This window comes from Actinotalea endophytica, from assembly GCF_025717005.1.
Taxonomy (GTDB): Bacteria; Actinomycetota; Actinomycetes; order Actinomycetales; family Cellulomonadaceae; genus Actinotalea.
In genome coordinates, this window is record NZ_JAOVZU010000001.1 from 190794 (window position 1) to 213978 (window position 23185).

Annotated in this window: 22 protein-coding genes; 12 read left to right on the top strand and 10 right to left on the bottom strand. The window is 71.6% G+C overall.

Annotated elements, in window-relative coordinates; genetic code table 11:
• Window positions 1-2: 2 nt before the first annotated feature.
• The 3 genes from OEB99_RS00930 to OEB99_RS00940 form a co-directional block, all read right to left on the bottom strand.
• On the bottom strand, window positions 3-278 hold the full coding sequence (locus tag OEB99_RS00930; protein ID WP_263507727.1) for a hypothetical protein: 276 nt from the start codon (window positions 276-278) through the stop codon (window positions 3-5).
• Between the two features lie 250 nt (window positions 279-528).
• Entirely contained in the window at window positions 529-1599 is a 1071-nt protein-coding gene (locus OEB99_RS00935) for an inositol-3-phosphate synthase (RefSeq protein ID WP_263507728.1), read from the bottom strand.
• Window positions 1596-2228 (bottom strand): PadR family transcriptional regulator, encoded by a 633-nt coding sequence (locus OEB99_RS00940; protein WP_263507729.1) that lies wholly within the window; start codon window positions 2226-2228, stop codon window positions 1596-1598. Before OEB99_RS00940 ends, OEB99_RS00935 begins: the two co-directional genes overlap by 4 nt.
• A 325-nt stretch (window positions 2229-2553) precedes the next feature.
• Between OEB99_RS00940 and OEB99_RS00945 the strand changes: the two genes are divergently transcribed.
• The 5 genes from OEB99_RS00945 (at window position 2554) to rplI (ending at window position 6888) form a co-directional block, all read left to right on the top strand.
• Window positions 2554-5133, top strand: a complete 2580-nt coding sequence (locus OEB99_RS00945) for a transglycosylase domain-containing protein (RefSeq protein ID WP_263507731.1) — start codon at window positions 2554-2556, stop codon at window positions 5131-5133.
• 176 nt (window positions 5134-5309) lie between these two features.
• Window positions 5310-5600, top strand: coding sequence for a 30S ribosomal protein S6 (rpsF, locus tag OEB99_RS00950; RefSeq protein ID WP_263507732.1), 291 nt, complete (start codon window positions 5310-5312; stop codon window positions 5598-5600).
• Window positions 5601-5628: 28 nt separating this feature from the next.
• Complete coding sequence (locus tag OEB99_RS00955) at window positions 5629-6123, top strand: single-stranded DNA-binding protein (protein ID WP_263507733.1); 495 nt, start codon at window positions 5629-5631, stop codon at window positions 6121-6123.
• A gap of 61 nt (window positions 6124-6184) precedes the next feature.
• Window positions 6185-6421, top strand: a complete 237-nt coding sequence (gene rpsR, locus OEB99_RS00960; RefSeq protein WP_263507734.1) for a 30S ribosomal protein S18 — start codon at window positions 6185-6187, stop codon at window positions 6419-6421.
• A gap of 14 nt (window positions 6422-6435) precedes the next feature.
• The gene (gene rplI, locus OEB99_RS00965; RefSeq protein WP_263507736.1) at window positions 6436-6888 is read left to right on the top strand and encodes a 50S ribosomal protein L9; all 453 of its coding nucleotides are present in this window, start codon (window positions 6436-6438) and stop codon (window positions 6886-6888) included.
• Between the two features lie 111 nt (window positions 6889-6999).
• Here the strand turns inward: rplI and OEB99_RS00970 are convergent, their stop codons facing one another.
• Window positions 7000-7488: an NUDIX hydrolase gene (locus tag OEB99_RS00970; RefSeq protein ID WP_263507737.1), complete on the bottom strand. Its 489-nt coding sequence runs from the start codon at window positions 7486-7488 to the stop codon at window positions 7000-7002.
• Between the two features lie 66 nt (window positions 7489-7554).
• Entirely contained in the window at window positions 7555-8910 is a 1356-nt protein-coding gene (locus OEB99_RS00975) for an MATE family efflux transporter (protein ID WP_263507739.1), read from the bottom strand.
• Between the two features lie 295 nt (window positions 8911-9205).
• On the opposite strand from OEB99_RS00975, the gene dnaB reads away from it, so the two are divergent.
• Window positions 9206-11806, top strand: a complete 2601-nt coding sequence (gene dnaB / locus OEB99_RS00980; protein WP_263507741.1) for a replicative DNA helicase — start codon at window positions 9206-9208, stop codon at window positions 11804-11806.
• A gap of 40 nt (window positions 11807-11846) precedes the next feature.
• Here dnaB and OEB99_RS00985 read toward each other — a convergent pair whose 3' ends face one another.
• The gene (locus OEB99_RS00985) at window positions 11847-12596 is read right to left on the bottom strand and encodes a class I SAM-dependent methyltransferase (RefSeq protein WP_263507743.1); all 750 of its coding nucleotides are present in this window, start codon (window positions 12594-12596) and stop codon (window positions 11847-11849) included.
• The gene (locus OEB99_RS00990) at window positions 12593-13150 is read right to left on the bottom strand and encodes a GNAT family N-acetyltransferase (RefSeq protein WP_263507744.1); all 558 of its coding nucleotides are present in this window, start codon (window positions 13148-13150) and stop codon (window positions 12593-12595) included. Before OEB99_RS00990 ends, OEB99_RS00985 begins: the two co-directional genes overlap by 4 nt.
• Here OEB99_RS00990 and OEB99_RS00995 point away from each other — a divergent pair.
• Both OEB99_RS00995 and OEB99_RS01000 read left to right on the top strand, forming a co-directional pair.
• A complete protein-coding gene (locus OEB99_RS00995) occupies window positions 13143-13598 on the top strand; it encodes a ScoMcrA-related endonuclease (protein ID WP_263507745.1) in 456 nt (151 codons plus the stop codon). The genes OEB99_RS00990 and OEB99_RS00995 overlap by 8 nt on opposite strands.
• A gap of 113 nt (window positions 13599-13711) precedes the next feature.
• Window positions 13712-14305 (top strand): hypothetical protein, encoded by a 594-nt coding sequence (locus tag OEB99_RS01000; RefSeq protein ID WP_263507747.1) that lies wholly within the window; start codon window positions 13712-13714, stop codon window positions 14303-14305.
• Between the two features lie 30 nt (window positions 14306-14335).
• Here OEB99_RS01000 and OEB99_RS01005 read toward each other — a convergent pair whose 3' ends face one another.
• Complete coding sequence (locus OEB99_RS01005; protein WP_263507748.1) at window positions 14336-15460, bottom strand: hypothetical protein; 1125 nt, start codon at window positions 15458-15460, stop codon at window positions 14336-14338.
• Between the two features lie 158 nt (window positions 15461-15618).
• Here OEB99_RS01005 and OEB99_RS01010 point away from each other — a divergent pair, with 158 nt between their 5' ends.
• On the top strand, window positions 15619-15915 hold the full coding sequence (locus OEB99_RS01010; RefSeq protein WP_263507750.1) for a DUF1905 domain-containing protein: 297 nt from the start codon (window positions 15619-15621) through the stop codon (window positions 15913-15915).
• Between the two features lie 244 nt (window positions 15916-16159).
• On the opposite strand, the gene OEB99_RS01015 is transcribed toward OEB99_RS01010, so the two are convergent.
• Window positions 16160-17857 (bottom strand): FAD-dependent oxidoreductase, encoded by a 1698-nt coding sequence (locus OEB99_RS01015; protein WP_263507752.1) that lies wholly within the window; start codon window positions 17855-17857, stop codon window positions 16160-16162.
• A 389-nt stretch (window positions 17858-18246) separates the two neighbouring features.
• Between OEB99_RS01015 and OEB99_RS01020 the strand changes: the two genes are divergently transcribed.
• From OEB99_RS01020 to OEB99_RS01030, 3 genes are read left to right on the top strand one after another with little or no spacing between them, the layout of a single operon-like run.
• Entirely contained in the window at window positions 18247-20706 is a 2460-nt protein-coding gene (locus OEB99_RS01020; RefSeq protein ID WP_263508267.1) for a glycogen/starch/alpha-glucan phosphorylase, read from the top strand.
• Window positions 20707-20738: 32 nt separating this feature from the next.
• On the top strand, window positions 20739-21116 hold the full coding sequence (locus OEB99_RS01025) for a DUF2200 domain-containing protein (protein ID WP_263507753.1): 378 nt from the start codon (window positions 20739-20741) through the stop codon (window positions 21114-21116).
• Between the two features lie 37 nt (window positions 21117-21153).
• Window positions 21154-21660, top strand: a complete 507-nt coding sequence (locus OEB99_RS01030; protein ID WP_263507754.1) for a hypothetical protein — start codon at window positions 21154-21156, stop codon at window positions 21658-21660.
• A 104-nt stretch (window positions 21661-21764) separates the two neighbouring features.
• Here the strand turns inward: OEB99_RS01030 and OEB99_RS01035 are convergent, their stop codons facing one another.
• A complete protein-coding gene (locus tag OEB99_RS01035; RefSeq protein WP_263507755.1) occupies window positions 21765-23141 on the bottom strand; it encodes a cryptochrome/photolyase family protein in 1377 nt (458 codons plus the stop codon).
• Between the last annotated feature and the right edge of the window lie 44 nt (window positions 23142-23185).

A 23185-nucleotide genomic window follows, 5' to 3' on the forward strand; every position in this document is an offset into this window, starting at 1 on the left:
CGTCAGGCCGCGGCCTGCTCCGCGAACAGCGGGCGCAGCGCGGCGATGACGTCCAGCCGGTCGACGTCCTTCATGGTCGCGACCAGCGCGATGCAGGCGTGCGCGAGCGTCATGGCACCGAAGGCGACCGGTGAGACGCGGTCGTCGTGCTCGCTGACGAGGTCGTTGAGCCGGGCCAGTGCGAGCGGCACCGCCTGCACGGACGCTGCCTGATCGTCCGGGTCGAGCGCGACGAGGGCGTCCAGGAGCACGTTCGCGACTGCCTGCTGCTCGGTCATCCTTCGACGATAGGGGGCGATCCGGGCATGTCGGACACCTCGGCGCCCGGTTCACGCGATCGGGCGACGACGGCCCAGGCGTTCGCCGTCCGCGCCCGCCCGGCTCCGGAGCGAGGCCCGCGCGGGTAGGCGCGAGGCCCGACGGCCTCGGCGGCTACGCGCTCTGGCACTCACGGTCTGACAGAACGACGAGGGCCGGGTCCGCAGGGGAACCCGGCCCTCGTCGCTCGTCACGCGTGTTGCGCGGACCTCACTCGCCGGCGATGAACGCCTCGAGCGCGGCGCGCCCGGCGCGGTCCTCCATCTGGACCGGCGGGGACTTCATGAAGTACGCCGCGGCCGGGACGACCGGGCCGCCGATGCCGCGGTCCTTGGCGATCTTCGCCGCGCGCAGCGCGTCGATGATGACGCCGGCCGAGTTCGGCGAGTCCCACACCTCGAGCTTGTACTCCAGGTTCAGCGGCACGTCGCCGAACGCGCGACCCTCCATGCGGACGTAGGCCCACTTGCGGTCGTCCAGCCACGGGATCCAGTCCGACGGGCCGACGTGCACGTTGCGCTCGCCCATGTCGTGGTCGATGTTCGACGTCACCGACTGCGTCTTCGAGATCTTCTTGGACACCAGGCGCTCGCGCTCGAGCATGTTCTTGAAGTCCATGTTGCCGCCGAAGTTCAGCTGGTACGTGCGGTCCAGCACGACCCCGCGGTCCTCGAACAGCCGGGCCAGCGTGCGGTGCGTGATGGTCGAGCCGACCTGGGACTTGATGTCGTCGCCGACGATCGGCACCCCGGCGTCCTCGAACTTCTTCGCCCACACCGGGTCCGACGCGATGAACACCGGGAGCGCGTTGACGAAGGCAACGCCGGCGTCGATGGCGCACTGTGCGTAGAACTTCGCGGCCGCCTCCGAGCCCACCGGCAGGTACTGCACCAGGACGTCGACCTTCTTGTCCTTGAGCACCTGGACGATGTCGACCGGGTCGGCGTCGGACTCCTCGATGGTCTCCGAGTAGTACTTACCGAGACCGTCGTGGGTGTGGCCGCGCTGCACGGTGACGCCGGTCGGGGCGACGTCGGCGATCTTGATCGTGTTGTTCTCCGAGGCGTTGATCGCCTCGGACAGGTCGAAGCCGACCTTCTTGGCGTCCACGTCGAACGCTGCGACGAACTCGATGTCCCGCACGTGGTACGGGCCGAACTGCACGTGCATGAGGCCGGGCACGGTGCTGTCGGGATCGGCGTCCTTGTAGTACTGCACGCCCTGGATCAGGGACGACGCGCAGTTGCCGACTCCAACGACGGCAACGCGGATGGGGCTCATGGTTCCTCGCTTCCTCCGGCGGGCTCGGTGCCGCCGGGTCGGGACGACGTCCTGCGACGTCGCCGGTCTGCGCGACCTGCGTCGCGCTCGCGATCGATCAACCCGTCGAGCCATGCCACCTCGCGCTCGACCTGCTCCAGGCCGTGACGCTGCAGCTCGAGGGTGTACTCGTCGACGCGCTCGCGGGTGCGAGCGGCCGAGGTCCGCAGCTGGTCGAGTCGCTCGGCGAGCCGGGTGCGCCGGCCCTCGAGGATCCGCAGCCGCGTCTCGACGTCGGTCTGCGCGAAGAGCGCGAACCGCACGTCGAAGTTCTCGTCGTCCCAGGCCGCGGGCCCGGACGTGGTCAATGCCTCCGCCAGACGCTCCTTGCCGTCGGCGGTCAGCTCGTACACGTTCCGGGCGCGCTTGCCGGCCAGGGCGTGCGGCGGGGGCGCGTCCGAGCCGAGGCTGACGATCAGGCCGCCGTCGGACAGTGTGCGCAGCGCCGGGTAGAGCGACCCGTAGGACAGGGCGCGGAACGAGCCGAGCATGAGGTTGAGCCGCTTGCGCAGCTCGTAGCCGTGCATCGGGGTGTCGTGCAGGAGTCCGAGGATGGCGAGCTCGAGCACGCCGGCACGGCTGCGGACCATCGACCCTCCTCCCGTGGCGCCTCGTCGCGCGACCTCGTCGCGGATATATCGACTCGATACAAAACCGAACATACGCAACGTATGTCAGGTTGGTGCACCCGGGCAAGTCCGTCGCGCCAAGGCGCTAACGTGCACACGGCCTCCACATCAGGACCTGATCACCCGACCGGTACGCGCTCCGGCGGCTGCGTACCCTTGTCGCGCCGGAAGCAGGGCAGATCTGTGGGCCCGTTCCGATCCGGCCCCGAATCGAGAGGCGCCCGTGTCGACACCCCCGACCTGGTCACCCACCGGCAGCGGTCAACCCCCGCGTCGCCGATCCGTGATGCCGGACCGTGCCGGCTCGTCCCCGTCGAGCGGCACCTCCAGCCGCTCGGCCGCCGGATCGGCGCCGACCCGGCGCAGCGCCGGCGGCGCGTCCGACAAGGCGGGCGCCAAGGGTGGCAAGGGCGGCAAGAACGGCCGCAAGCGCCTGATCGACTACCCGCGGGCCGGCAAGCGCGGCGTGCGTCGCTGGCTCCCGTCGTGGCGCCTGGTGCTCGGCGCCTTCGCCACGTTCCTGGTCCTCGGCATCGGTGCCTTCGTGGCGCTCTACATCCTGACGCCGGTCCCGAGCGTGGCCGACTTCGCCGAGGCCCAGACCACCACGGTCTACTACGCCGACGGCCAGACCCCGATGGGCACCTTCGGGGTGCAGAACCGGGTGATCGTGCCGGCCGACGAGATCCCGCAGGTCATGAAGGACGCCGTCGTCGCCGGTGAGGACCGGTCGTTCTACCGCAACCCGGGGATCAACCCGATCGGCATCGCCCGTGCGCTCTACACGAACCTGCGCTACGGCGAGCACCAGGGCGGCTCGACCATCACGCAGCAGTACGCCGAGCGGTACTACTTCAACACCACGGTCGACACCTACACGGGCAAGCTCAAGGAGGCGATCCTGGCGATCAAGCTGGATCGCCAGCAGGACAAGGACGAGATCCTGTCCAACTACCTCAACACGATCTACTTCGGCCGGGACTCCTACGGCATCGAGACCGCCGCACAGTCGTACTTCGGCGTCGGCGTCGCCGACCTCACGCTGTCCCAGGCCGCGCTGCTCGCCGGCGTGATCCCCTCGCCGAACAACTTCGACCCGCGGGTCTCCTCGGAGCAGGCCGAGCGACGCTGGAACTACGTGCTCGACGGCATGGTCGAGACCGGCACGATCACCCAGGAGGAGCGGGACGCGCAGGTCTTCCCCGAGACCATCGAGTACTCCCGGTCGGACATCTACGCCGGTCCCCAGGGCTACCTGCTCTCGATGGTGCGTGACGAGATCACCTCGAAGGCCGGCATCACCGACGACCAGCTCGACCAGCGCGGGTACACCGTCGTCACGACGATCGACCCGGCGCTGCAGCAGAAGATCCAGGACTCGATCGCGACCGTGCCGGAGGACCACGCGGACAACCTGCGGATCGGGGCGGTCACGCTCGACCCGACCGACGGCGCGATCCTCGCGCTGTACGGCGGCCCGGACTACCTGACCCAGGCCCGCAACGCCGTGACCCAGGACCGCGCCCAGGCCGGCTCCACGTTCAAGCCGTTCGCCCTGACCGCCTACCTCGAGAACGGTGGCTCGCTGCAGTCGCGCTACGACGGGAACAACGGCTACCCGCTGCCGGGCTTCCCGAACGACAAGGTGAGCAACTACGGCGGCGCGAACTACGGCACCATCACCGTGGCGACCGCCACCGCGAAGTCGGTCAACACCGTCTACGCGCAGATGAACGACGAGGTCGGCCCCGACAAGACGATGGATGCGGCGGTCCGGGCCGGCGTCCCGGAGAGCACCACCGGCCTGAACGCCGAGCTGTCCAACGTGCTCGGCGCCGCGTCTCCGCACCCGCTGGACATGGCCGTCGCCTACAACACCTTCAACGCGCAGGGCATGCGCTCGGACCCGTTCATCGTGCGCAGCGTGAGCTACCTCGACGGCCAGGTCGCCTACGAGGGCGCCACGACGCCGAAGCGCGAGTTCGCCGAGGACGTCATGGCCGACGTGGTCACCGCGCTGCAGGGCCCGCCGAACGCGGGCGGGACCGCGACCCAGACGGGGAAGATCGGCTGGCCGGTCGCCGGCAAGACCGGCACCTCGACCGACAACAAGTCGGCGTGGTTCGTCGGCTTCACCCGCCAGCTGACCACCGCGGTCGCGATGTACCAGGTCGGTCCGAACGGCGAGGAGGAGTCGATCACACCGTTCGGCGGGTACCGAGCGATCACGGGTGGTTCCGCACCGGCCGACCTCTGGGCGGCCTACATGAGCACGGCGATGGAGGGTCGCGAGGTCCTCGACTTCCCGCCCGCCGCGAACGTCGGGACGCCGAACACGCCGCCGCAGGTCGCGGTGCCCGACCTCACCGGGATGACCGAGGCCGATGCGCAGACCGCGCTCGGCCGGGTGGGCCTGACGCCGGCATTCACCCAGGTCAACGACCCGACGGTGCCGGTCGGCCAGGTGGTCTCGAGCGACCCGCCGGCCGGGACCGAGGTGGACCAGGGCTCGACCGTGACGGTGGCGATCTCGCAGGGTCCGGGAACGGTCGAGGTGCCGGACGTCGTCGGTGACACCAAGGCCGATGCGACCGCCGCCCTCAAGGCCGCGGGCTTCGCGGTGACCGTGGTCGAGGACTCGGACGACACCGTCCCGGCCGGCTCGGTGATCTCGACGGACCCCGCCGGCGGGACGCAGGCCGAGGCAGGCGCCACGGTGACGATCACGGTCTCCACGGGTCCGGCGGTCGAGCCGAGCCCGAGCCCGACGGACACCGTGTCGCCCACCCCGACGCCGAGCCCGACCGCGACCGACGCGGCGCCCGGCAACTCGGGCAACGCCGGCGGAGGGGGCAGCGGAGGCTGAGTCCGCCCGGTCCGTGACGACGGTGCTCGTCCACGCCGCGGACCAGGTACGATGGTGCGCCGTTGCCCGGCCGCCTCGTGGCGCCGATCGCCACAGCAGGCCCGGGTCGACTGACGCACAACCCTCCTGTCACGGATGGACCGTGACCGCTGAGACCACAGGAGGTGGGTATCCGTATGCGTCGTTACGAGATGATGGTGATCCTCGACCCGGACATCGAGGAGCGCACCGTCGCCCCGTCCCTCGACAAGTACCTGACGGTCGTGAAGACCGCCGGTGGCAGTGTCGACAACGTGGACATCTGGGGCCGTCGCCGTCTCGCCTATGAGATCGCGAAGAAGTCCGAGGGCATCTACGCGGTGATCGACTTCACCGCCGAGCCGGCCGTGACCCAGGAGCTGGACCGTCAGCTCAACCTCAACGAGTCCGTGCTGCGGACCAAGGTCATCCGGCCCGACGCCCGCTGACCAACCCGACGCGAACCGAGGAGCACGCATGGCTGGTGACACCGTCATCACGGTGATCGGAAACCTGACCGCGGACCCGGAGCTGCGCTTCACGCCGTCCGGTGCGGCGGTCGCGAACTTCACCGTCGCGTCGACGCCGCGTTCGTTCGACCGTCAGTCCAACGAGTGGAAGGACGGCGACACGCTGTTCCTGCGCTGCTCGATCTGGCGCGAGGCGGCCGAGAACGTCGCGGAGTCCCTGACCAAGGGCACGCGGGTGATCGTCCAGGGCCGGCTCGTCCAGCGGTCCTACGAGACCCGTGAGGGTGAGAAGCGCACCGTGGTCGAGCTGCAGGTCGACGAGGTCGGCCCCTCGCTGCGCTACGCCTCGGCCAAGGTGACCCGCGCCCAGCGCTCCGGCGGTGGCGGTGGGTTCTCCGGCGGTGGCGGCGGTGGCGGCGGCGGCTACGACGCCGACCCGTGGGCCACGTCCGCACCCTCGTCGGGTGGTTCGTCGCAGCAGTACGACGAGCCCCCGTTCTGACCCTCATCTCATCCCATCCCGGGCCTCCGAGGTCCGGGCTCCGAACTTAAGGAGCACCACGATGGCGAAGCCCGTCGTCCGCAAGCCCAAGAAGAAGCAGAACCCGCTCAAGGTCGCCAAGATCGAGCAGGTCGACTACAAGGACACCGCCCTGCTGCGGAAGTTCATCTCCGACCGCGGGAAGATCCGTGCGCGGCGCGTGACCGGCGTGTCCGTCCAGGAGCAGCGTGCGATCGCGCGGGCCGTGAAGAACGCCCGCGAGATGGCGCTGCTGCCGTACTCGAGCTCGGCTCGCTGAGAGGAGAGAGTCTGATGGCGAAGCTCATCCTCACCCACGAGGTCACCGGCCTCGGCACCCCTGGCGACGTCGTCGAGGTCAAGGACGGCTACGCGCGCAACTACCTGCTGCCGCGCGGCCTGGCCACGACGTGGAGCAAGGGCGCCGAGAAGCAGATCGCCGGCATCCGCAAGGCCCGCAAGGCCCGTGAGATCGCGACCCTGGAGGACGCCGCCGCCGTGCGGACGCAGCTCCAGACGCAGGTCTTCACGATCGCCGCGAAGGCCGGTGCGAGCGGCCGGCTGTTCGGCGCGGTGACCACGTCCGACATCGCCGAGGCGGTCACCGCCGGCGGTGGCCCGGCGATCGACAAGCGCAAGGTCGAGATCGGTCAGCCGATCAAGGCGATCGGCGACTACCAGGTGCAGGTCCGCCTGCACGCCGACGTGTCGGCGCAGATCGACGTGCGGGTGGTCCCGGAGGCCTGAGCCTCTCCCACCGCGCGGCGACGGCCCGGTGCCCTTCGGGGTGCCGGGCCGTGCTGCGTCCGGCACCGGTGGCCCGCGCGTGCCGTGCACGCCGCGCGGGGACCTCGCCGGTCACTCCCCCAGGATCTGGCTCCGCTCGATCACCCGGCGTACGAAGCCGGCGAGCGGCAGTGCGAGCACGCGCTCGGCACTCACCCACGCCGCGCAGTCGGTGCTGCCGCCGACCTCTGCGGCGAGCTCGCCGCCGACCACGTCGCACCGGAACACCAGCCGGACGTGGTGCACCTGAGTGCCGTCGCGGGAGGTCGACACCTCGGTGTGCACCTCGGGCTCACCGTGGACCCGGACCTGGATGCCGGTCTCCTCGAGCGTCTCGCGCACCGCGGCGGCGTCCGGCTGCTCCCCGAAGTCGATCCCACCCCCGGGTAGCCACCAGGTCCGAGGCTGGTCCGATGCCGCGGATGCGCGGGCGAGCAGGATCGCCCCGTCGCGACGGGCCAGGGCGTAGGCCGCCACCCGGGTGCGGCGCTCCGGGTCGTGGTACGGCTCCTGGCCGTTGCTTCGCGGGTCCCGTCCGGCCACCTCGTCGTGTGCCCCCATGGCGCCGAGGGTACGTCCGCGAGCGAGGTCGTGCCGGGCAAACGGCAAGGGCGCCGCGGGGCGCCGTCAGACGCCGGTGCGCATCCAGGCGGTGCCGCGTGCGCGCAGACCGGTCGTCGCGGCGCGGGCCGCCATGAACAGCCCACCGAAGGCCAGCCACGCCCACACCAGCCCGGTGGGGCCCGGCGGTGCCCATGTGCGCACGGCGAGCGCTGCCGGTGCGTACACGGCGAGCGTGAGCATGCCCACCCAGGCGAGGTAGCGCCCGTCGCCCGCGCCGATCAGCACACCGTCGAGCACGAACACCCACCCGCTCATCGGGAGCATCAGCGCGACCAGCCAGAGCGTCCAGGCGATCGCCTGGTGCACCGCCGGGTCGTCGGTGAACAGCCGTGCGAGCGGCCACGCGGCGACCGCGACCAGGGCGCCGAGCACGGCTCCCCCGGCCACGCCCCAGGTCACCGTGCGCCGGAGCACCCCCCGGACGGCACCGACGTCGGCGGCGCCGAGCCGCTGGCCGACCAGCGCCTGCGCAGCGATCGCGAGCGCGTCCAGGGCGAAGGCGGTGAAGCCCCAGATCGACGCCACCGCCTGGTGGCCCGCGAGCGCGACGGTGCCCAGCCCGGCGGCGACCCAGGTGGCGAGCAGGATCGCGGCGCGCAGCGAGACCGTGCGGACCAGGAGCGGTGCGCCGGCGACCACGGCTCCGCCGAGCCCGGTCGCACCGGGACGCAGCGGGACGCCCTCCGGCCGGGCCGCACGGACCACCACGGCGCCGAGCACGAGGGCCATGAGCAGCTGGGTGACGGCGGTGCCGAGGCCGGAGCCGGCGACCCCCATCCCGAGTCCGAGCACGAGGGTGACCGAGAGGATCGCGTTGAGCGCGGCGCCCGCCCCGGCGACCCACAGCGGGGTGCGGGTGTCGAGCAGGCCCCGCAGGACGCCGGTCGCCGCGAGGACGAGGAGCATCCCGGGCAGGCCGGGGGCCGACCAGCGCAGGTACGTCACGGCGGGCGCGACCACGTCCGCGGGTGCTCCGAGCGCCGACGCGAGCGCCGGTGCGGCGAGCCACAGGCCGACCGCGAGCACCGCGCCGAGCAGCAGCCCGAGCCACATGCCGTCGACGCCCTGTCGCAGCGCGTCGCGCCGGTGGCCGGCGCCGATGCCCCGGGCGACCTGCGCCGTGGTCGCGTACGCGAGGAAGACGCACAGCCCGACGACCGTGGTCAGGACGGTGGACGCCAGCCCGAGCCCGGCCAGCGGGGTCGTGCCGAGCGTGCCGACCACGGCCGAGTCGACGAGCACGAACAAGGGTTCCGCGACCAGCGCGCCGAAGGCGGGCACGGCCAGAGCGAGCACCTGGCGGTCCAAGGAGCGGACACCAGCTGGGACGTTTTGTCCATTTGGCGAACTTCTGGCCATGGTATTCGAGTCCGATTCCTGTCCACAGCGTCGGGCGGGCGAAGGGCGTGCTCAGCGCATTCTCCCGAGGATCGGCGCTCGAAGTTTCCACAGCCTTGTCCCCGGCTGTGCACAAGCGGCGCGAGCGTGGGTCCACACCCACCCCCCGCGCGTCCACAAGCTTCCTCGGGACGACCCGTTTGGGGTCGGAGCCGCGGCGCTCCTAGTCTCGCTCGCGGACCGAATCGGGTGCGTGTGGGTGGCCGGCGGTAGAACGAGAGCACAGGACCCGAGGGCGTCAGGGGGAAGGGGACAGGTGAGCATCGAGGAGCTCGAGCGCGGCCTCCGTGGACCGGAGTTCGAGCGCACACCTCCGCAGGACCTCACCGCCGAGCAGAGCGTGCTCGGCGGCATGATGCTCTCGAAGGACGCCATCGCCGACGTCGTCGAGCACCTCAAGGGCCAGGACTTCTACAAGCCCGCCCACGAGCTGGTCTACGACGCGATCCTCGACCTGTACGGCCGCGGCGAGCCGGCCGACGCGATCACCGTCTCCGCGGAGCTGACCAAGCGTGGCGAGCTCGGCCGGGTCGGCGGGGCGCCGTACCTGCACACGCTGATCTCGATGGTGCCCACGGCGGCGAACGCGGGCTACTACGCGCGGATCGTGCGCGAGCGGGCCGTGCTGCGCCGCCTGGTCGAGGCCGGCACCCGGATCGTGCAGCTCGGGTACGCGACCGACGGCGGTGACGTCGACGAGCTGGTGAACACCGCGCAGGCCGAGGTGTACGCGGTCACCGAGCAGCGCACCAGCGAGGACTACCTGCCGCTCGCGGACATCCTCAACGGCACGATGGAGGAGATCGAGGCCGCCGGGCACCGCGGTGAGGGCATGGTCGGTGTGCCGACCGGCTTCATCGAGCTGGACCGGCTGACCAACGGCCTGCACCCGGGCCAGATGGTCGTCCTCGCGGCGCGTCCGGCCATCGGCAAGGCGCTCGCGCTGGACACCCCGCTCCCGACCCCTCGCGGGTGGACGACCATGGGCGAGGTCCAGGTCGGCGAGACGCTGATCGCCGCCGATGGAACGCCGACCCGTGTGGTGGCCGCGACAGAGGTCATGGTCGACCGGCCCTGCTACGAGGTCACCTTCGACGACGGGGCGGTGATCCTCGCCGACGCCCAGCACGAGTGGTTCACCGACACCCGCGCGTCACGACGGGCGCGGCAGGAGGCGGGGCCGAACGGTGAGCCCCGCGTGCGTGGCGCGATCCGGACCACCGAGGAGATCGCCGCGACGCTGCGCTGCTCGTCGGCTGACGGCCGGCTCAACCACTCCGTTCCGACGGCCCACGCCCTGGACCTGCCTGAGTCCGCCCTGCTGGTCGAGCCCTACGCCCTCGGCGTCTGGCTCGGTGACGGCCACAGCGCCTCCGCGCGGTTCACGTCCGCGGACCCGGAGATCGCGATGCGAATCGAGAGCCGTGGTCTGCGATCGGTTTGCACGCGGGCGAGCGATGGCCGGACGTACTCCATCCAGCTCCCGGCGGAGATCGAGCCCGAACCGCGCACGTGCGTGGTCTGCGGGGCGGCGTTCACCAATCCGCGACGCCAGGTGCGCACGTGCGGGCGTTCGTGCGGCGGTCGGGCCCGGGGCGTCGGCGAGGCGGTTGCGGCCCTGTGCCCGGACTGCGGAGGGCCGAGCTCCGGACTGCGCCGGTGCCAGGACTGCCACGCGCGCTACGGCACCGTTGCTGGGCGTCTGCGGACGCTTGGCGTGCTCGGCGCGAAGCACATCCCGACGGAGTACCTGCGGGCCTCGGAGGCGCAGCGTCGGGATCTGCTCGCCGGCCTGCTCGACACCGACGGCACCGTCAACCCGACGGGCAGCGTCCAGATCACCCTGACCGAGGTGCGGCTGGCCGAGGACGTCCGCGAGCTCGTGCACTCGCTCGGGTACCGGACCGGCTGGTCGACTCGCCAGGTTCAGGGCCGCGACGAGGCGCACAGCACGGCGTTCACGGTCACGTTCACCACGGATGACGAGGTCTTCGCGCTGGAGCGCAAGAAGCTCGCGCACAAGGAGCGCCGACGCCCGTCCACGCCGCGGTTGCGTTCGCGCTTCATCACATCGGTGCGTCGCGTTGCGTCGGTGCCGGTGCGTTGCGTCGAGATCGACCACCCGGCCCACCTGTACCTTGCCGGCCGGACGATGGTGCCCACCCACAACTCGACGCTCGGCATCGACATCGCACGTGCGGCGTCGATCAAGCACGGCATGACGTCGGTGATCTTCTCGCTCGAGATGAGCCGGAACGAGATCACCATGCGCATGCTCGCGGCCGAGGGGCGGGTGCCGCTGCAGAACATGCGCAAGGGCCAGATGCGCGACGAGGACTGGCAGAAGCTCGCCTCGACGATGGGCAAGATCTCCTCCGCGCCGCTGTTCATCGACGACTCGCCGAACATGTCGCTGATGGAGATCCGGGCCAAGTGCCGCAGGCTCAAGCAGCGGCACGACCTCAAGCTCGTCGTGATCGACTACCTGCAGCTGATGAGCTCGGGCAAGCGGGTCGAGTCCCGCCAGCAGGAGGTCAGCGAGTTCTCCCGCGCGCTCAAGCTGCTCGCCAAGGAGCTCGAGGTCCCGGTCATCGCGATCTCGCAGCTCAACCGTGGCGCGGAGCAGCGCACCGACAAGAAGCCGCAGCTGTCGGACCTGCGCGAGTCCGGCGCGATCGAGCAGGACGCCGACGTCGTGATCCTGCTGCACCGTGAGGACGCCTACGAGCGGGAGTCCCCCCGCGCAGGCGAGGCCGATCTCATCGTCGCCAAGCACCGCAACGGCCCGACGGACACGATCGTGGTGGCCTTCCAGGGTCAGTACGCACGGTTCGTCGACATGGCGCCTGCGATGTAGGTGCAGACGGGGATGACCCCGCGGCGATGCGGCCGAGGAGTCAGTCGAACCGGATCCGCCACGCCCGGGTCACGTACGGCAGCTGCCACGGCGGAGGCCCGGCGAACGCTGGCTCCACGGTGAGCAGGTCGTCGACCTGCGCCAGGATCTCCGCCCGGATCTCGCCGGGCGCGGAGATGACGTAGCTGCGCGACGCGACGAGGTCCAGCAGACCCTGGCGGTCGAAGGGCATCGTCCAGCGGTGCTCGAAGGCCTCGGCCGGACCGAGCTCCGACGCGATCGTCTCGTCGTGGGCGTAACGCTCGGCGACGGAGCCGTGGATGATCTCGGTGAGGCGACCGACCCAGGCCACGGACTCGTCGCGGACGTTCCACACCAGGCCCAGGTACCCGCCGTCCCGGAGCACCCGCTTGACCTCGGGGACGGCACGCGCCGTGTCGACCCAGTGCCAGGCCTGGGCGACCAGCACGGCGTCCACGCTGGCGTCCGGCAGTGGGATCGCCTCGGCAGCACCCTGGCGCGCATCGACCCCGGGAACGGCCGTGCGGAGCCCGTCGAGCATCACGCCCGACGGGTCGACCGCGAGCACCTGGTCGACGCGACCGACGAGTGCCCGGGTGAGCTTGCCGGTGCCCGCACCCAGGTCGAGGACGGTGCGTGGCCCGGGCTCGAGGAGCCAGTCCACGACGGCGTCGGGGTACCCCGGTCGGCCCCGTTCGTACGCGTCGGCCGCGCGGCCGAACGACATGGCGTGGCCCGCACGGACCGAGGGGTCGTTCCCGGCGCTCATCGGACCGTCCCGGACGAGGCGCTGCGCCGCATCGGAACGTGCGGGATGCCGTCCTCGAGGAACCCAGGTCCGTCCACGACGAACCCGAAGCGCGCGTACCAGTCGGCCAGGTGTGCCTGGGCGTCGAGCACGACGTCCGCGGTCGGCGAGAGCTCGGCGCACCGCTCGACGGCGCGGGCCATCAGGGTCGACGCGACGCCGAGCGATCGCGCCGCCGGATCGGTGACCACCCGACCGATCCGCATCGCGCCGTCGGGGTCGCGCAGGACGCGCAGCGTCGCGAGCACGCGGGTCGGATCATCGTCGTCGGCCACCCAGTGCAGCTCGGTGCCGGGCTCGAGGTCACGGCCGTCGAGATCCTCGTAGGCGCACTCCTGCTCGACCACGAACACCTGTACCCGGAGCCTCAGCACGCGGTACAGCAGCTCGGGGTCGGCGTCGCGGAGCCGGGTGTGGTGGAAGGTCGGCGGCACGGCCGCACCGTACCGCTCGCGGGCGCCCCGCACGTGGGCCGAGGCACCCTCCCGAGGGACGTACGCTGCCTGGGTGGCCACCTTCTCCTCCGTCCAGCGTCAGCATGTCCTCGCCGCGATCGCGGAGTACGACGACCGGGGTGGTGAGCAGTTCCTCGAGGTGTACGGCTTCGAACCGGTCGCCGGGTACGCGCTGGTCAGCGAAGGCCGCGGGTACGACCCGCGGGCGCTCCTGGCCGTCGCGCACAGGTACGCGACCGGCCGTCTCGCGACCGTGGACGAGTTCCACGGCGGGATGCAGGACGCCGTCGTCATCCTGCGCAAGCGCGGCTTCGAGGTGACCGAGCCGGCGAGCGCCCGCCGGGTCGAGCCGGTCCGGGCCGCCCGCCCCGCCCGCGCCCGCACCGCGAGCCCGGCTGCCCCTCGCTCCGCGCGGGCCCGCACCGCCACGGCGGACCAGCCCCCGCGGATCTGCCCGACCTGCTTCACCGCGCTCCCCGCCACGGGCATCTGCGACACCTGCGGCTGACTCGCCCCGCCTGTGAGCTCCCTGTCAATGCGGGAGTCCGCCTTCGCACTCCCTCCGGCCCGCCGATCCGGTCCCTGACGGCGGCAGCAGGTCGCCCGGTTGAGGGGACGGACATGGAGATCAGCGGGATCGCGTCGGTCGGTCAGGTGTGGGCGGGCTCGGGCGTGACGAGCATCGGGCGGACCGGCACCAGTACGTCGACCGCTGCGATCCAGCCTCCGCCTCCTCCGCGGGACGGTTCTGGCGTCCCGCCGCACCTCGAGGCCGCGGCCGATGCGCTCGGGCTCTCGACCGACGAGGTGGTCGAGGCGCTGCAGGACGGTGCGAGCCTCGCGGACCTCGCGCAGGAGCAGGGCGTGTCCCGCGACGATCTCGTGGCCGCCTTGGTCGCAGCCGCCCCGCAGGACATGCAGGGCCTCGGCAACCTCACCGAGCTGACCGAGTCCCTGGTCGACCAGGCGGGGCTCGGGCGGCCGGTCGGGCCGCCGCCCGAGGGCTCCAGCGGGGTGTTCGGCGCCGGCATGACCGCGGCGCAGCAGGACACCTTGAGCTCGATCGCGGACCTGCTCGGGACCGGGACCGACGCCGTCCTGAGTGCGCTGCAGAACGGGTCGGGGCTCAGCGACCTGTTCGACCGCGCGGGCGTGACCACCGGCGACCTCGCCGGGTGGGTCGAGCAGAGCCTTCTCCTCGACACCGATGCGTGAGGCGCCTCGGGGGCAGTGGCCCGCGGCGGGCTAGCTGCCGCTGTCGTCGATCGCGATCTGTGCGATGAACGCGTCCCACTCGGCGTAGTCGAAGGACTCGGTCGGCGTGTAGTAGCTCAGCGCGAGGTAGTGCCCGTCGTCGAACACGCGGCCCGCCGTGATCCCGTCGTGGGTGTCGCTCGTCCACTCGAAGACCACGAGCTCGACCGCTCGGTCGCCGGACGTCTGCGGCAGGGTCGTGGTGGTCGCGTCGGCAGCGATCTCGTCGGCCGAGAGCCCGATGACGTCACCGACAACCTGGTAGGAGCCGTCGAGATCGGACAGCCCGGCGTAGGCCGGGTCGACGCCCTGGAAGGTGGTGAAGTACGCCTCGCCGTCGGCGCGGGTGAACTCGTTGACGCCCTGGTCGTCGAACGTGGTCAGGTCCCAGCCGGACACCGATCCGGGGATCGACCAGAAGGCGTCGCCCGAGCCACCCACGGTGTACGCCTCGTCGAGGCCGATGACCTCGGCCGCGTCCGACGTCGGTGAGCCGGACTCGGTCGGTGACGCGTCGGCCGACGACTCGGTCGGGCTCGGTTCCGCGGGGGTGGGCTCGACGCTGACCGTCGGGATGGGGGCAGCGGCCTCGTCCCGGGCGGCGTTGATCAGCGGGAGGAGCACCGCGAGGGTCGCGACGCTCACCAGGACCATGAGCAGGTTGGCGGCGAGGGCGGCGAACCCGATCACACGCGAGGCGTCGGCCTTGCCGGAGCGGACCAGGGACCAGATCGCGAGCGGGATCCCGACGATCCACAGCATGAAGGCGGCCAGGGCGATGCTGACGACGCCGAGCGTCATGCCCGGGTTGGACCTCGGCGCCGGGCCGCCCGGCGCGGGCACGCCGCCGGGGCCGGGCACCCCGCCCTGGGCGGGCAGGTAGCCGGTTTGGGTGTACGGCGACTGCTCCCCGGGCTGCTGGTAGGGCGGCGGGTAGCCGGGCGGGCCGGCCTGCGGTGGGTAGCCGGGCGCCTCCGCCGGCTGCGCGGCGTACGGCGACTGGCCGTAGGGCTGCGGGTAGCCGGGCGCGGGAACCGGCGGCGGGGGCGTGCCCGGTGTCGTCCAGGGCTGTGGGGCCTCGCTGTCGCCGGTCTGAGGCTCGCGCTCGTCCGCCATGGTTCCCCTCGCGCTCGGTCGCGCCGGGTTCGGCGCCGCGTCCGCCGACCGTACCGCTCAACCCGGCGGGCGATCTGGCACCCCCAGGGTGATGTTGCGGTGTGATCGCCACGCCGGCCACGGTGGTGCGATCGGGGCCTGCCCCGCATGCTGGGCGCGTGGACGTCACCGGCGAGATCTGGCACTGGCGCGGCCCGGCGCCGTTCCACTTCGTCACGGTCCCGGAGCCGCAGGCCGCGGAGATCGCGGCGATCGCACGGGACGTCACCTACGGCTGGGGGATGATCCCGGTCGAGCTCAGGGTCGGGCGCACCCGCTGGACCACGTCCCTGTGGCCGAGGGAGGGCGGGTATGTCGTGCCGATCAAGGATGCGGTGCGGGCCGCCGAGCACCTGGAGCTCGGCGACACGGTGACCGTGCACCTCGAGGTGGCCCCCCGCGGTGGGCGCCGCTGACGTTCCTGCAGGCCGCGCCGCACTCGCCGCATGCGCCGCCCGCACCGCGCACGCACGCACGCACCGCTCACGCTCCACGCCCACCGATCCGGGCGCCGAGACCTCGTGGGGGTGAGGTCTCGGACACCCGATCGGCTCGGACCGAACCGGCGCTCCGCCCCCTGCGCGGCGCGTCGGGACGCGGTCCCGCGCACGTCGTCGTGCGCCAGGTCGTGCTGAGTCGACGGGCGGTGGGCCCCGCTGGTCAGCGGAAGTTGTACTCCGTGACCAGCGACTCCCGGTCGTCCGCGACGTCGTGGAAGTACTCGTGGTGGGAGAACCCGAGGTACGAGCCGCCGATGTTGACCGCGTTCGGGAAGCCGAGCTGGTTCAGCGCGCGCACCACGTTGTAGGAGCGTTGGCCGATCCGGCAGTGGCAGTAGACCGGTCGATCCTTCGGGATCTCGTCGAGGCGGTCGCGGAACTGGCTCATCGGGATGTTGACCGCGCCCTTGATGTGGCCGCGCTCCCACTCGACCGGCTCGCGCACGTCGATGACGAACGCGTCCTCCTCGACGATCAGCCGCCGCAGGTCGCCCACGGTGACCTGGTGGACCTCCTGGTTGAGCACGTTCAGGGCGACCAGCGCCGCGTTGTTCACCACGTCCTTGGCGGTGGAGTACAGCGGCGAGTAGCACAGCTCGAGGTCACGCATGTCCTCGAGCGTCCCGCCCATCATGATCAGCGTGGCGATGACGTCGATCCGCTTCTCCACGTTGCCGACGCCGACGGCCTGGGCGCCGAGGATCCGGCCGGTCGGCACCTCGAACAGCAGCTTCAGGTGCATCGGCTTGGAGTCCGGCATCAGGTTCACCTTGTCCTGGCCGATCACGTAGGCCTTGTCGTAGGACATGTGCTCCTGGATGCACTCGGCCTCGTTGAGGCCGGTGGACGCCGCGGTGAGCGAGAACACCCGGACGACGCTGGAGCCGATCACCCCGGTCTGGCGCTGCGAGACGCCGTAGATGTGGTCGGCCGCGGCCCGCGCCTGGCGCTGGGCGGGGCCGGCCATCGCCAGCCGGCTGGGCTTGTGGGTCAGCTGGTTGAAGACCTCGATCGCGTCGCCCACCGCGTAGATGGCCGAGTCGCTGGTCCGGTAGTGCCGGTCGACCCAGATCGCGCCGGTGTCGCCGATCTTCAGCCCGACCTGCTGCGCGAGCGTGGTCTCGGGGCGGACCCCGATCGCCAGGATCACGGCCTGGGCCGGGACGGTGGTGCCGGAGGCGACGGTCACGCCGGCTTCACCGATCTTGGTGAGTGCGTCGTTGAGCACGAGGCGCACGCCCTGGTCGAGCAGCTCGTGGTGCAGCAGCTGGACGATGTCCTCGTCCAGGCGGGTCAGGACCTGGTCGCGCATCTCGACCACGGTGACGTTCTTGCCCGCGTGCTTGAGGTTCTCGGCCATCTCGAGGCCGATGTAGCCGCCGCCCACCACCACGACGTCGGTGACGTGCGGCTGGTCGACGTGGCGCTTGATGTGGTCGATGTCCGTGACGTCGCGCACGGTGAACACGTGCTCGGCGGTGGCCCCCGGGATGTCGGGGCGGATCGGCACGGCGCCCGGCGAGAGCACCAGGACGTCGTACTCCTCCTCGAACGTCTCGTCGGAGTCGAGGTTGTGCACGGTGACCGTGCGGGCGGCTCGGTCGATGTCCACGACCTCGTGGCGCACCCGGGCGTCGATCGCGTGCCGCTTGCGCAGCAGCTCGGGGGTCATCAGGACGAGCTGTTCGGCCCGCGGGATCATCCCGGAGAGGTGGAACGGCAGTGCGCAGTTGGAGAACGAGACGTGCCGGCCGCGCTCGAACACGACGATCTCGGCCTGCTCGTCGAGCCGGCGCACGCGCGCCGCGACGGACATCCCGCCGGCCACGCCGCCGACCACCACGACCTTCTTGGACACCTCTGACACCTCGTTCCCTCGATGGTGCAGCGACGGCGAACCGACGAGAGATCGGTCACAGGCGCTGTTTGTGACGGTAGGAGGCCGGGCAACGCGGATCAGTGGGCGAAGGTCCCTGGGACCTCGAACAGGACCCCGACGACGACGGGGCCAACGTCCCGGACAAGCGGGCCGTCGGGCCGCTGAGCAGCCCTGATCGGGTGAACGCGTGGCGCGGAAGGGTGATCCGCGGCTACTCTGAGCCCGCGCTGCTGCGACGACGTTGGGCCAGCGCTGGTGGTGTGTGCGTTCACACATCCGGGTGTGTCGTTTCCCACACCCCACACATGCAACTTCTTTCAAGCCTCGCAAGCATTTGCGCAGGGGGCTACCGTTGCGCCGTGACCGAGATGATCGTGCCTACCCCCACGCCGGATCTCACGGTGGATGCCTTCACCCGTGCGTTCCTCCGCGAGCTGAACTTCGGCCAGGGCGTCGAGCTCGCCGCCTCGTCGGTGAACGACCAGTACCTCGCCCTCGCCCGGACCGTGCGGCAGTACCTCATGTCCCGCTGGCTGGAGACCTCCCACCGTCAGCGCGAGGCCCAGGCGAAGTCCGTGGCCTACCTCTCGGCGGAGTTCCTGCTCGGCCGGCAGCTCGACAACGCGCTGCTGTGCACCGGGCTCGAGGAGATCGCCGAGGAGGCGCTGCGCGGCCTCGACATCGACCTCGGCGAGCTGCGCGACGACGAGATCGAGCCGGGCCTCGGCAACGGCGGCCTCGGCCGCCTCGCCGCGTGCTTCATCGACTCGCTCGCGACCATGTCGGTGCCCTCCGTGGGCTACGGCATCCGCTACGAGTACGGCATCTTCCGCCAGACCTTCGTCGACGGGCACCAGGTCGAGAAGCCGGACACCTGGCTCGAGCTCGGCTCGCCGTGGGAGTTCCCGCACCCCGAGGCCGCCGTGACGGTGGGCTTCGGCGGCCAGGTCGAGCCCGTCACCGGCGCCGACGGCGAGGTCCGCGGCGAGTGGACGCCCGCCTGGAGCGTCCTGGCGGTGCCGTACAACTACATGGTTCCCGGGTACCACAACGGCCGGGTCAACACGCTGCGCCTGTGGAGCGCCCGTGCGACCCGCGCGTTCGACCTGCAGATCTTCAACTCCGGGCACTACGCCGACGCGGTGCGGGCCCAGACCTTCGCGGAGAACATCTCCAAGGTCCTGTACCCCGAGGACTCCACCCCGCAGGGCAAGGAGCTGCGCCTGCAGCAGCAGTACTTCTTCGTCGCGGCGTCGATCCGGAACTTCATCGACCAGGTGCTGCGGGCCGACTTCGACCTGCACCGCCTGCCCGAGCGGGTCATCTTCCAGCTCAACGACACCCACCCGGTGATCGCGGTCCCCGAGCTGATGCGCATCCTGGTGGACGAGAAGGGCTTCGGCTGGGACGAGGCCTGGGACGTCACCCGGCAGTGCTTCGCCTACACCTGTCACACGCTGCTGCCGGAGGCGCTCGAGGTCTGGCCGGTCGAGCTGCTGGGCCGGCTGCTGCCCCGGCACCTGGAGATCATCTACCGGATCAACGACGAGTTCCTCGCCGAGGTCCGCGCGACCTACCCGCGGGACGAGCTCAAGGCCCGCAAGATGTCGATCATCGCCGAGCACCCCGAGCGTGCGGTGCGCATGGCCTACCTCGCCACTGTGGCCGGTGCGAAGGTCAACGGCGTCGCGGCCCTGCACTCGCAGCTGCTGCGCGACAAGGTGCTCGACGACTTCGCCGGGCTCTGGCCGGCGAAGTTCACCAACGTCACCAACGGCGTGACCCCGCGGCGCTTCCTGCGGCTCGCGAACCCGGCGCTGTCCCGGCTGATCACCGACGCGATCGGCGGCGGCTGGGTGACCGACCTCGACCGGCTGCGCGAGCTCGAGCCGTTCGTGGAGGACGCCGAGTTCACCCGCCGGTTCCGGGACGTCAAGCGGCGCAACAAGCTCCGCCTGGCCGGTGTGCTGGAGAAGCGCGACGGGCTCGCGGTGGACCCCGACTCGATGCTCGACGTCATGGTCAAGCGGCTGCACGAGTACAAGCGTCAGATGCTCAAGCTGCTGCACGTCGTCACGCTGTACGACCGGGTGATCTCCGGCGAGCTGCCGATCGAGGAGCTCGCACCGCGGACCGTGGTCTTCGGCGCCAAGGCCGCGCCGGGCTACCGGATGGCCAAGGACATCATCTGGCTGATCAACTCGGTCGCGGCGACCGTGAACAACGACCCGGTGGTGGCCGGTCGGCTCAAGGTGCTGTTCCCGGCGAACTACAACGTGACCCTGGCCGAGACCCTGATCCCGGCGGCCGACCTGTCCGAGCAGATCTCGCTCGCCGGCAAGGAGGCGTCCGGCACGGGGAACATGAAGTTCGCGCTCAACGGTGCGCTGACGATCGGCACCGACGACGGCGCGAACGTGGAGATCCGCGAGCTGGTCGGCGACGACAACTTCTTCCTGTTCGGGCTCACCGAGCCGGAGGTCACCGAGCTCACCGAGAAGGGCTACCGGCCCGCGGCGTACTACGAGGCCAACGAGTCGCTGCGGCGGGCGTTGGACCTGATCGCGTCGGGTGCGTTCTCCGGCGGCGACCGGCACGCCTTCGAGCCGATCGTCTCGAACCTGCTCTACCAGGACCGGTTCCTGGTCCTGGCCGACTACCAGGCGTACATCGAGGCGCAGGAGCGGGTCGAGGAGGCCTACGCGGACGAGGCGAAGTGGACGCGCTCGGCGATCCTCAACGTCGCCCGCACCGGGTTCTTCTCGTCGGACCGCTCGATGCGGGACTACCTCGACCGGATCTGGACCGGCGCCGGGCCCGTCCACTGACGAGCCCGGGCACCCGTCCTGGGAGGCGGACCGTGACGCGACACCGGATCTTCGGGACGAGCTTCGCCGGCATCTACCCGCTCTACGTGGCCAAGGTGGAGCGGAAAGGCCGCGGCCGTGCGGACGTGGACCGGGTCATCACCTGGCTCACGGGGTACGACACGGCGGATCTGCACCGCGCGATCGAGGCGGAGATCGACCTCGAGACCTTCTTCGCGAAGGCGCCGGCGATGAACCCGAACGCCACGCTCATCACGGGCGTCATCTGCGGGCTGCGCGTCGAGGAGATCGAGGACCCGCTGATGCAGCAGATCAGGTACATGGACAAGCTGGTCGACGAGGTCGCGCGCGGCAAGAAGATGTCGTCGATCCTGCGCGGTGCGGACGCGCCCGGGACGGTTGCGTCGTAGCGCTCAGGTCGACCTGCGCGCGCGCCGATGATCAGACGTGCGCAGTCCCGTTCTCGTGGTCTCGATCCTCGGGGCGGTCGCGATCGCCATCGGGGCGCTGGCGCTGGAACCCGCGCGGGACGCCTGGCACCAGTGGCAGGCCGGACGCTCCTGGGAGCAGGACGAGGCACGTGCGACCGCGGCGATGGACGCGGTCGAGCTGCCTGTCGGGTACCGGGCCGTCGAGTGCCCGGACGGCGCACAGGCCGGGGCCGCTCGATGCTGGCGCACCGAGCTCGGACCGGCACAGGCACTCCCGGACCTCCGAGCGGCCGTCGCGGCGACGGGTGCCGAGGTTCTCGACCCGGACCCCGCTGTTGCTCGCGACGCCGACGACGACGCACTGGCCTCGTCGGTGATCGCGACGGTCCCGGGCACGTTCGAGACGCAGGGCTTCGTCCTCGTCGCGACTCGTGACCTCGACGACCAGGCCGACGACGAGGGCGACTTCTGGACGGGCACGACCACGGTGCGTCTCGTCCCCGCACTGACTCCGCCCGGCTGACGCCCCCGCGCTGACTCCGCCCGGCTGACGCCCCGGCGCTGAGCCTGACCCGCCGGCGCCCTCGCGTCGGGTCCGACCGCCGGGACGGGCACGCCGCTGCGTGCTCAGCCCTTCGCGGCCGCGTAGCGCGCCAGCGCCTCCTCGCGCTCGGCGCCGTGCTCGACGATGCGCTCCGGGTAGCCGTGGGCGTAGCCGTCGGCCGCTCGCCACGGCTCGTGGGCGGCCGCGCCCGCGAGGTGCCGCAGCTCGGGCACCCAGCGGCGGACGTAGTCGCCGTCGGGGTCGAACCGCGCGCCCTGGGTCACCGGGTTGAAGACCCGGAAGTACGGTGCGGCGTCCGTCCCGGTCCCGGCGACCCACTGCCACCCGTGGTTGTTCGACGCCACGTCGCCGTCGCGCAGGTGGGCGAGGAAGTGCCGGGCGCCGTGCACCCACCACTGGTGCAGGTCCTTGACCAGGAAGCTCGCCGTGACCATCCGGACCCGGTTGTGCATCCAGCCGGTCGCGAGCAGCTGGCGCATGCCGGCGTCGACGAACGGGTACCCGGTCCGACCCTGCTGCCACGCGTCGAGCGCCGCCGCGGCGTCCGGGTCGGTGGCCGGGTCGTCGTAGTGGAAGCGCAGGTCGTCCCGCCAGTCGCGCCACGCCGATGCGGGTGCGTGGAACAGCACGTCGGCGTAGAACTCCCGCCACGCGAGCTCGGTGACGAAGGTCCGTGCGCCGTCGGTGCGGCCGGCGGGGTGCGCCGCGACGTCGGCGAGCAGCGTGCGCGGGTGCAGCGTGCCGTACTTGAGGTGCACGGAGAGCTGAGAGGTGCCGTCGAGATCGGGCCGGTCACGGCGCTCGCCGTAGTGCTCGAGGCCGTCCTCGAGGAAGGCGTGCCAGCGCTCCAGCGCGGCCTGCTCGGTGACGGCCGGCTGCCCGGTGGGTGCGCCGTCGGGCGTCGCGGGCAGGCCGTCGGAGTCCGGGCCCCGGTGCCAGCGCAGCGCGGCCGGGACCTGGGCCGGCCGCCGCCAGCCGTGCTCGCGCCAGGCCTTCGAGAACGGCGTGAACACCTTGTAGGGCTCGTCGGTTCGGGTGCGCACCCGCCCCGGGGTCACCGCGTAGGGGCTGCCGGTCGCGACCAGCGGCACGTCCAGGTCGGCCAGTGCGCGGCCGACCCGCTCGTCGCGTCGCCTCCCGTACGGCGTGGTCTCGGCCGACACGTGCACCGAACCGGCTCGAGCCTCGCGCACCAGGGTCGGCAGCACGTCCTCGGGACGGCCGCGGCGCACCACGAGCGCGCCGTCGACGGCGTCGGCCACCCCGGCCAGCGCCTCGCGGAGCGCGCCGACCCGCGCCGGCCCGGCCGCCTCGAGCAGCCCGGGGTCGAGCACGAACACCGGGACCACGGTGTCGTCGACGGCCGCCTCGACCGCAGCGCCGAGCGCCGGATGGTCGCGCAGGCGCAGGTCGCGGCGCAGCCAGAGGATGCTCGTCACCCGGTCGAGGCTAGGTGGGTCCCGCAGGTCCCGCGCGGGCGGGC

What these genes read in the sequence shown, in the direction of transcription:
- OEB99_RS00970 (WP_263507737.1), bottom strand. Translation starts at nt 7,488, where the DNA reads ATGGGGGCACACGACGAGGTGGCCGGACGGGACCCGCGAAGCAACGGC.
- OEB99_RS01020 (WP_263508267.1), top strand. Translation starts at nt 18,247, where the DNA reads ATGATCGTGCCTACCCCCACGCCGGATCTCACGGTGGATGCCTTCACC.
- OEB99_RS00985 (WP_263507743.1), bottom strand. Translation starts at nt 12,596, where the DNA reads ATGAGCGCCGGGAACGACCCCTCGGTCCGTGCGGGCCACGCCATGTCG.
- OEB99_RS00935 (WP_263507728.1), bottom strand. Translation starts at nt 1,599, where the DNA reads ATGAGCCCCATCCGCGTTGCCGTCGTTGGAGTCGGCAACTGCGCGTCG.
- OEB99_RS01005 (WP_263507748.1), bottom strand. Translation starts at nt 15,460, where the DNA reads ATGGCGGACGAGCGCGAGCCTCAGACCGGCGACAGCGAGGCCCCACAG.
- OEB99_RS00955 (WP_263507733.1), top strand. Translation starts at nt 5,629, where the DNA reads ATGGCTGGTGACACCGTCATCACGGTGATCGGAAACCTGACCGCGGAC.
- OEB99_RS01000 (WP_263507747.1), top strand. Translation starts at nt 13,712, where the DNA reads ATGGAGATCAGCGGGATCGCGTCGGTCGGTCAGGTGTGGGCGGGCTCG.
- rplI (WP_263507736.1), top strand. Translation starts at nt 6,436, where the DNA reads ATGGCGAAGCTCATCCTCACCCACGAGGTCACCGGCCTCGGCACCCCT.
- OEB99_RS00930 (WP_263507727.1), bottom strand. Translation starts at nt 278, where the DNA reads ATGACCGAGCAGCAGGCAGTCGCGAACGTGCTCCTGGACGCCCTCGTC.
- rpsR (WP_263507734.1), top strand. Translation starts at nt 6,185, where the DNA reads ATGGCGAAGCCCGTCGTCCGCAAGCCCAAGAAGAAGCAGAACCCGCTC.
- OEB99_RS00945 (WP_263507731.1), top strand. Translation starts at nt 2,554, where the DNA reads ATGCCGGACCGTGCCGGCTCGTCCCCGTCGAGCGGCACCTCCAGCCGC.
- OEB99_RS00940 (WP_263507729.1), bottom strand. Translation starts at nt 2,228, where the DNA reads ATGGTCCGCAGCCGTGCCGGCGTGCTCGAGCTCGCCATCCTCGGACTC.
- rpsF (WP_263507732.1), top strand. Translation starts at nt 5,310, where the DNA reads ATGCGTCGTTACGAGATGATGGTGATCCTCGACCCGGACATCGAGGAG.
- OEB99_RS00975 (WP_263507739.1), bottom strand. Translation starts at nt 8,910, where the DNA reads ATGGCCAGAAGTTCGCCAAATGGACAAAACGTCCCAGCTGGTGTCCGC.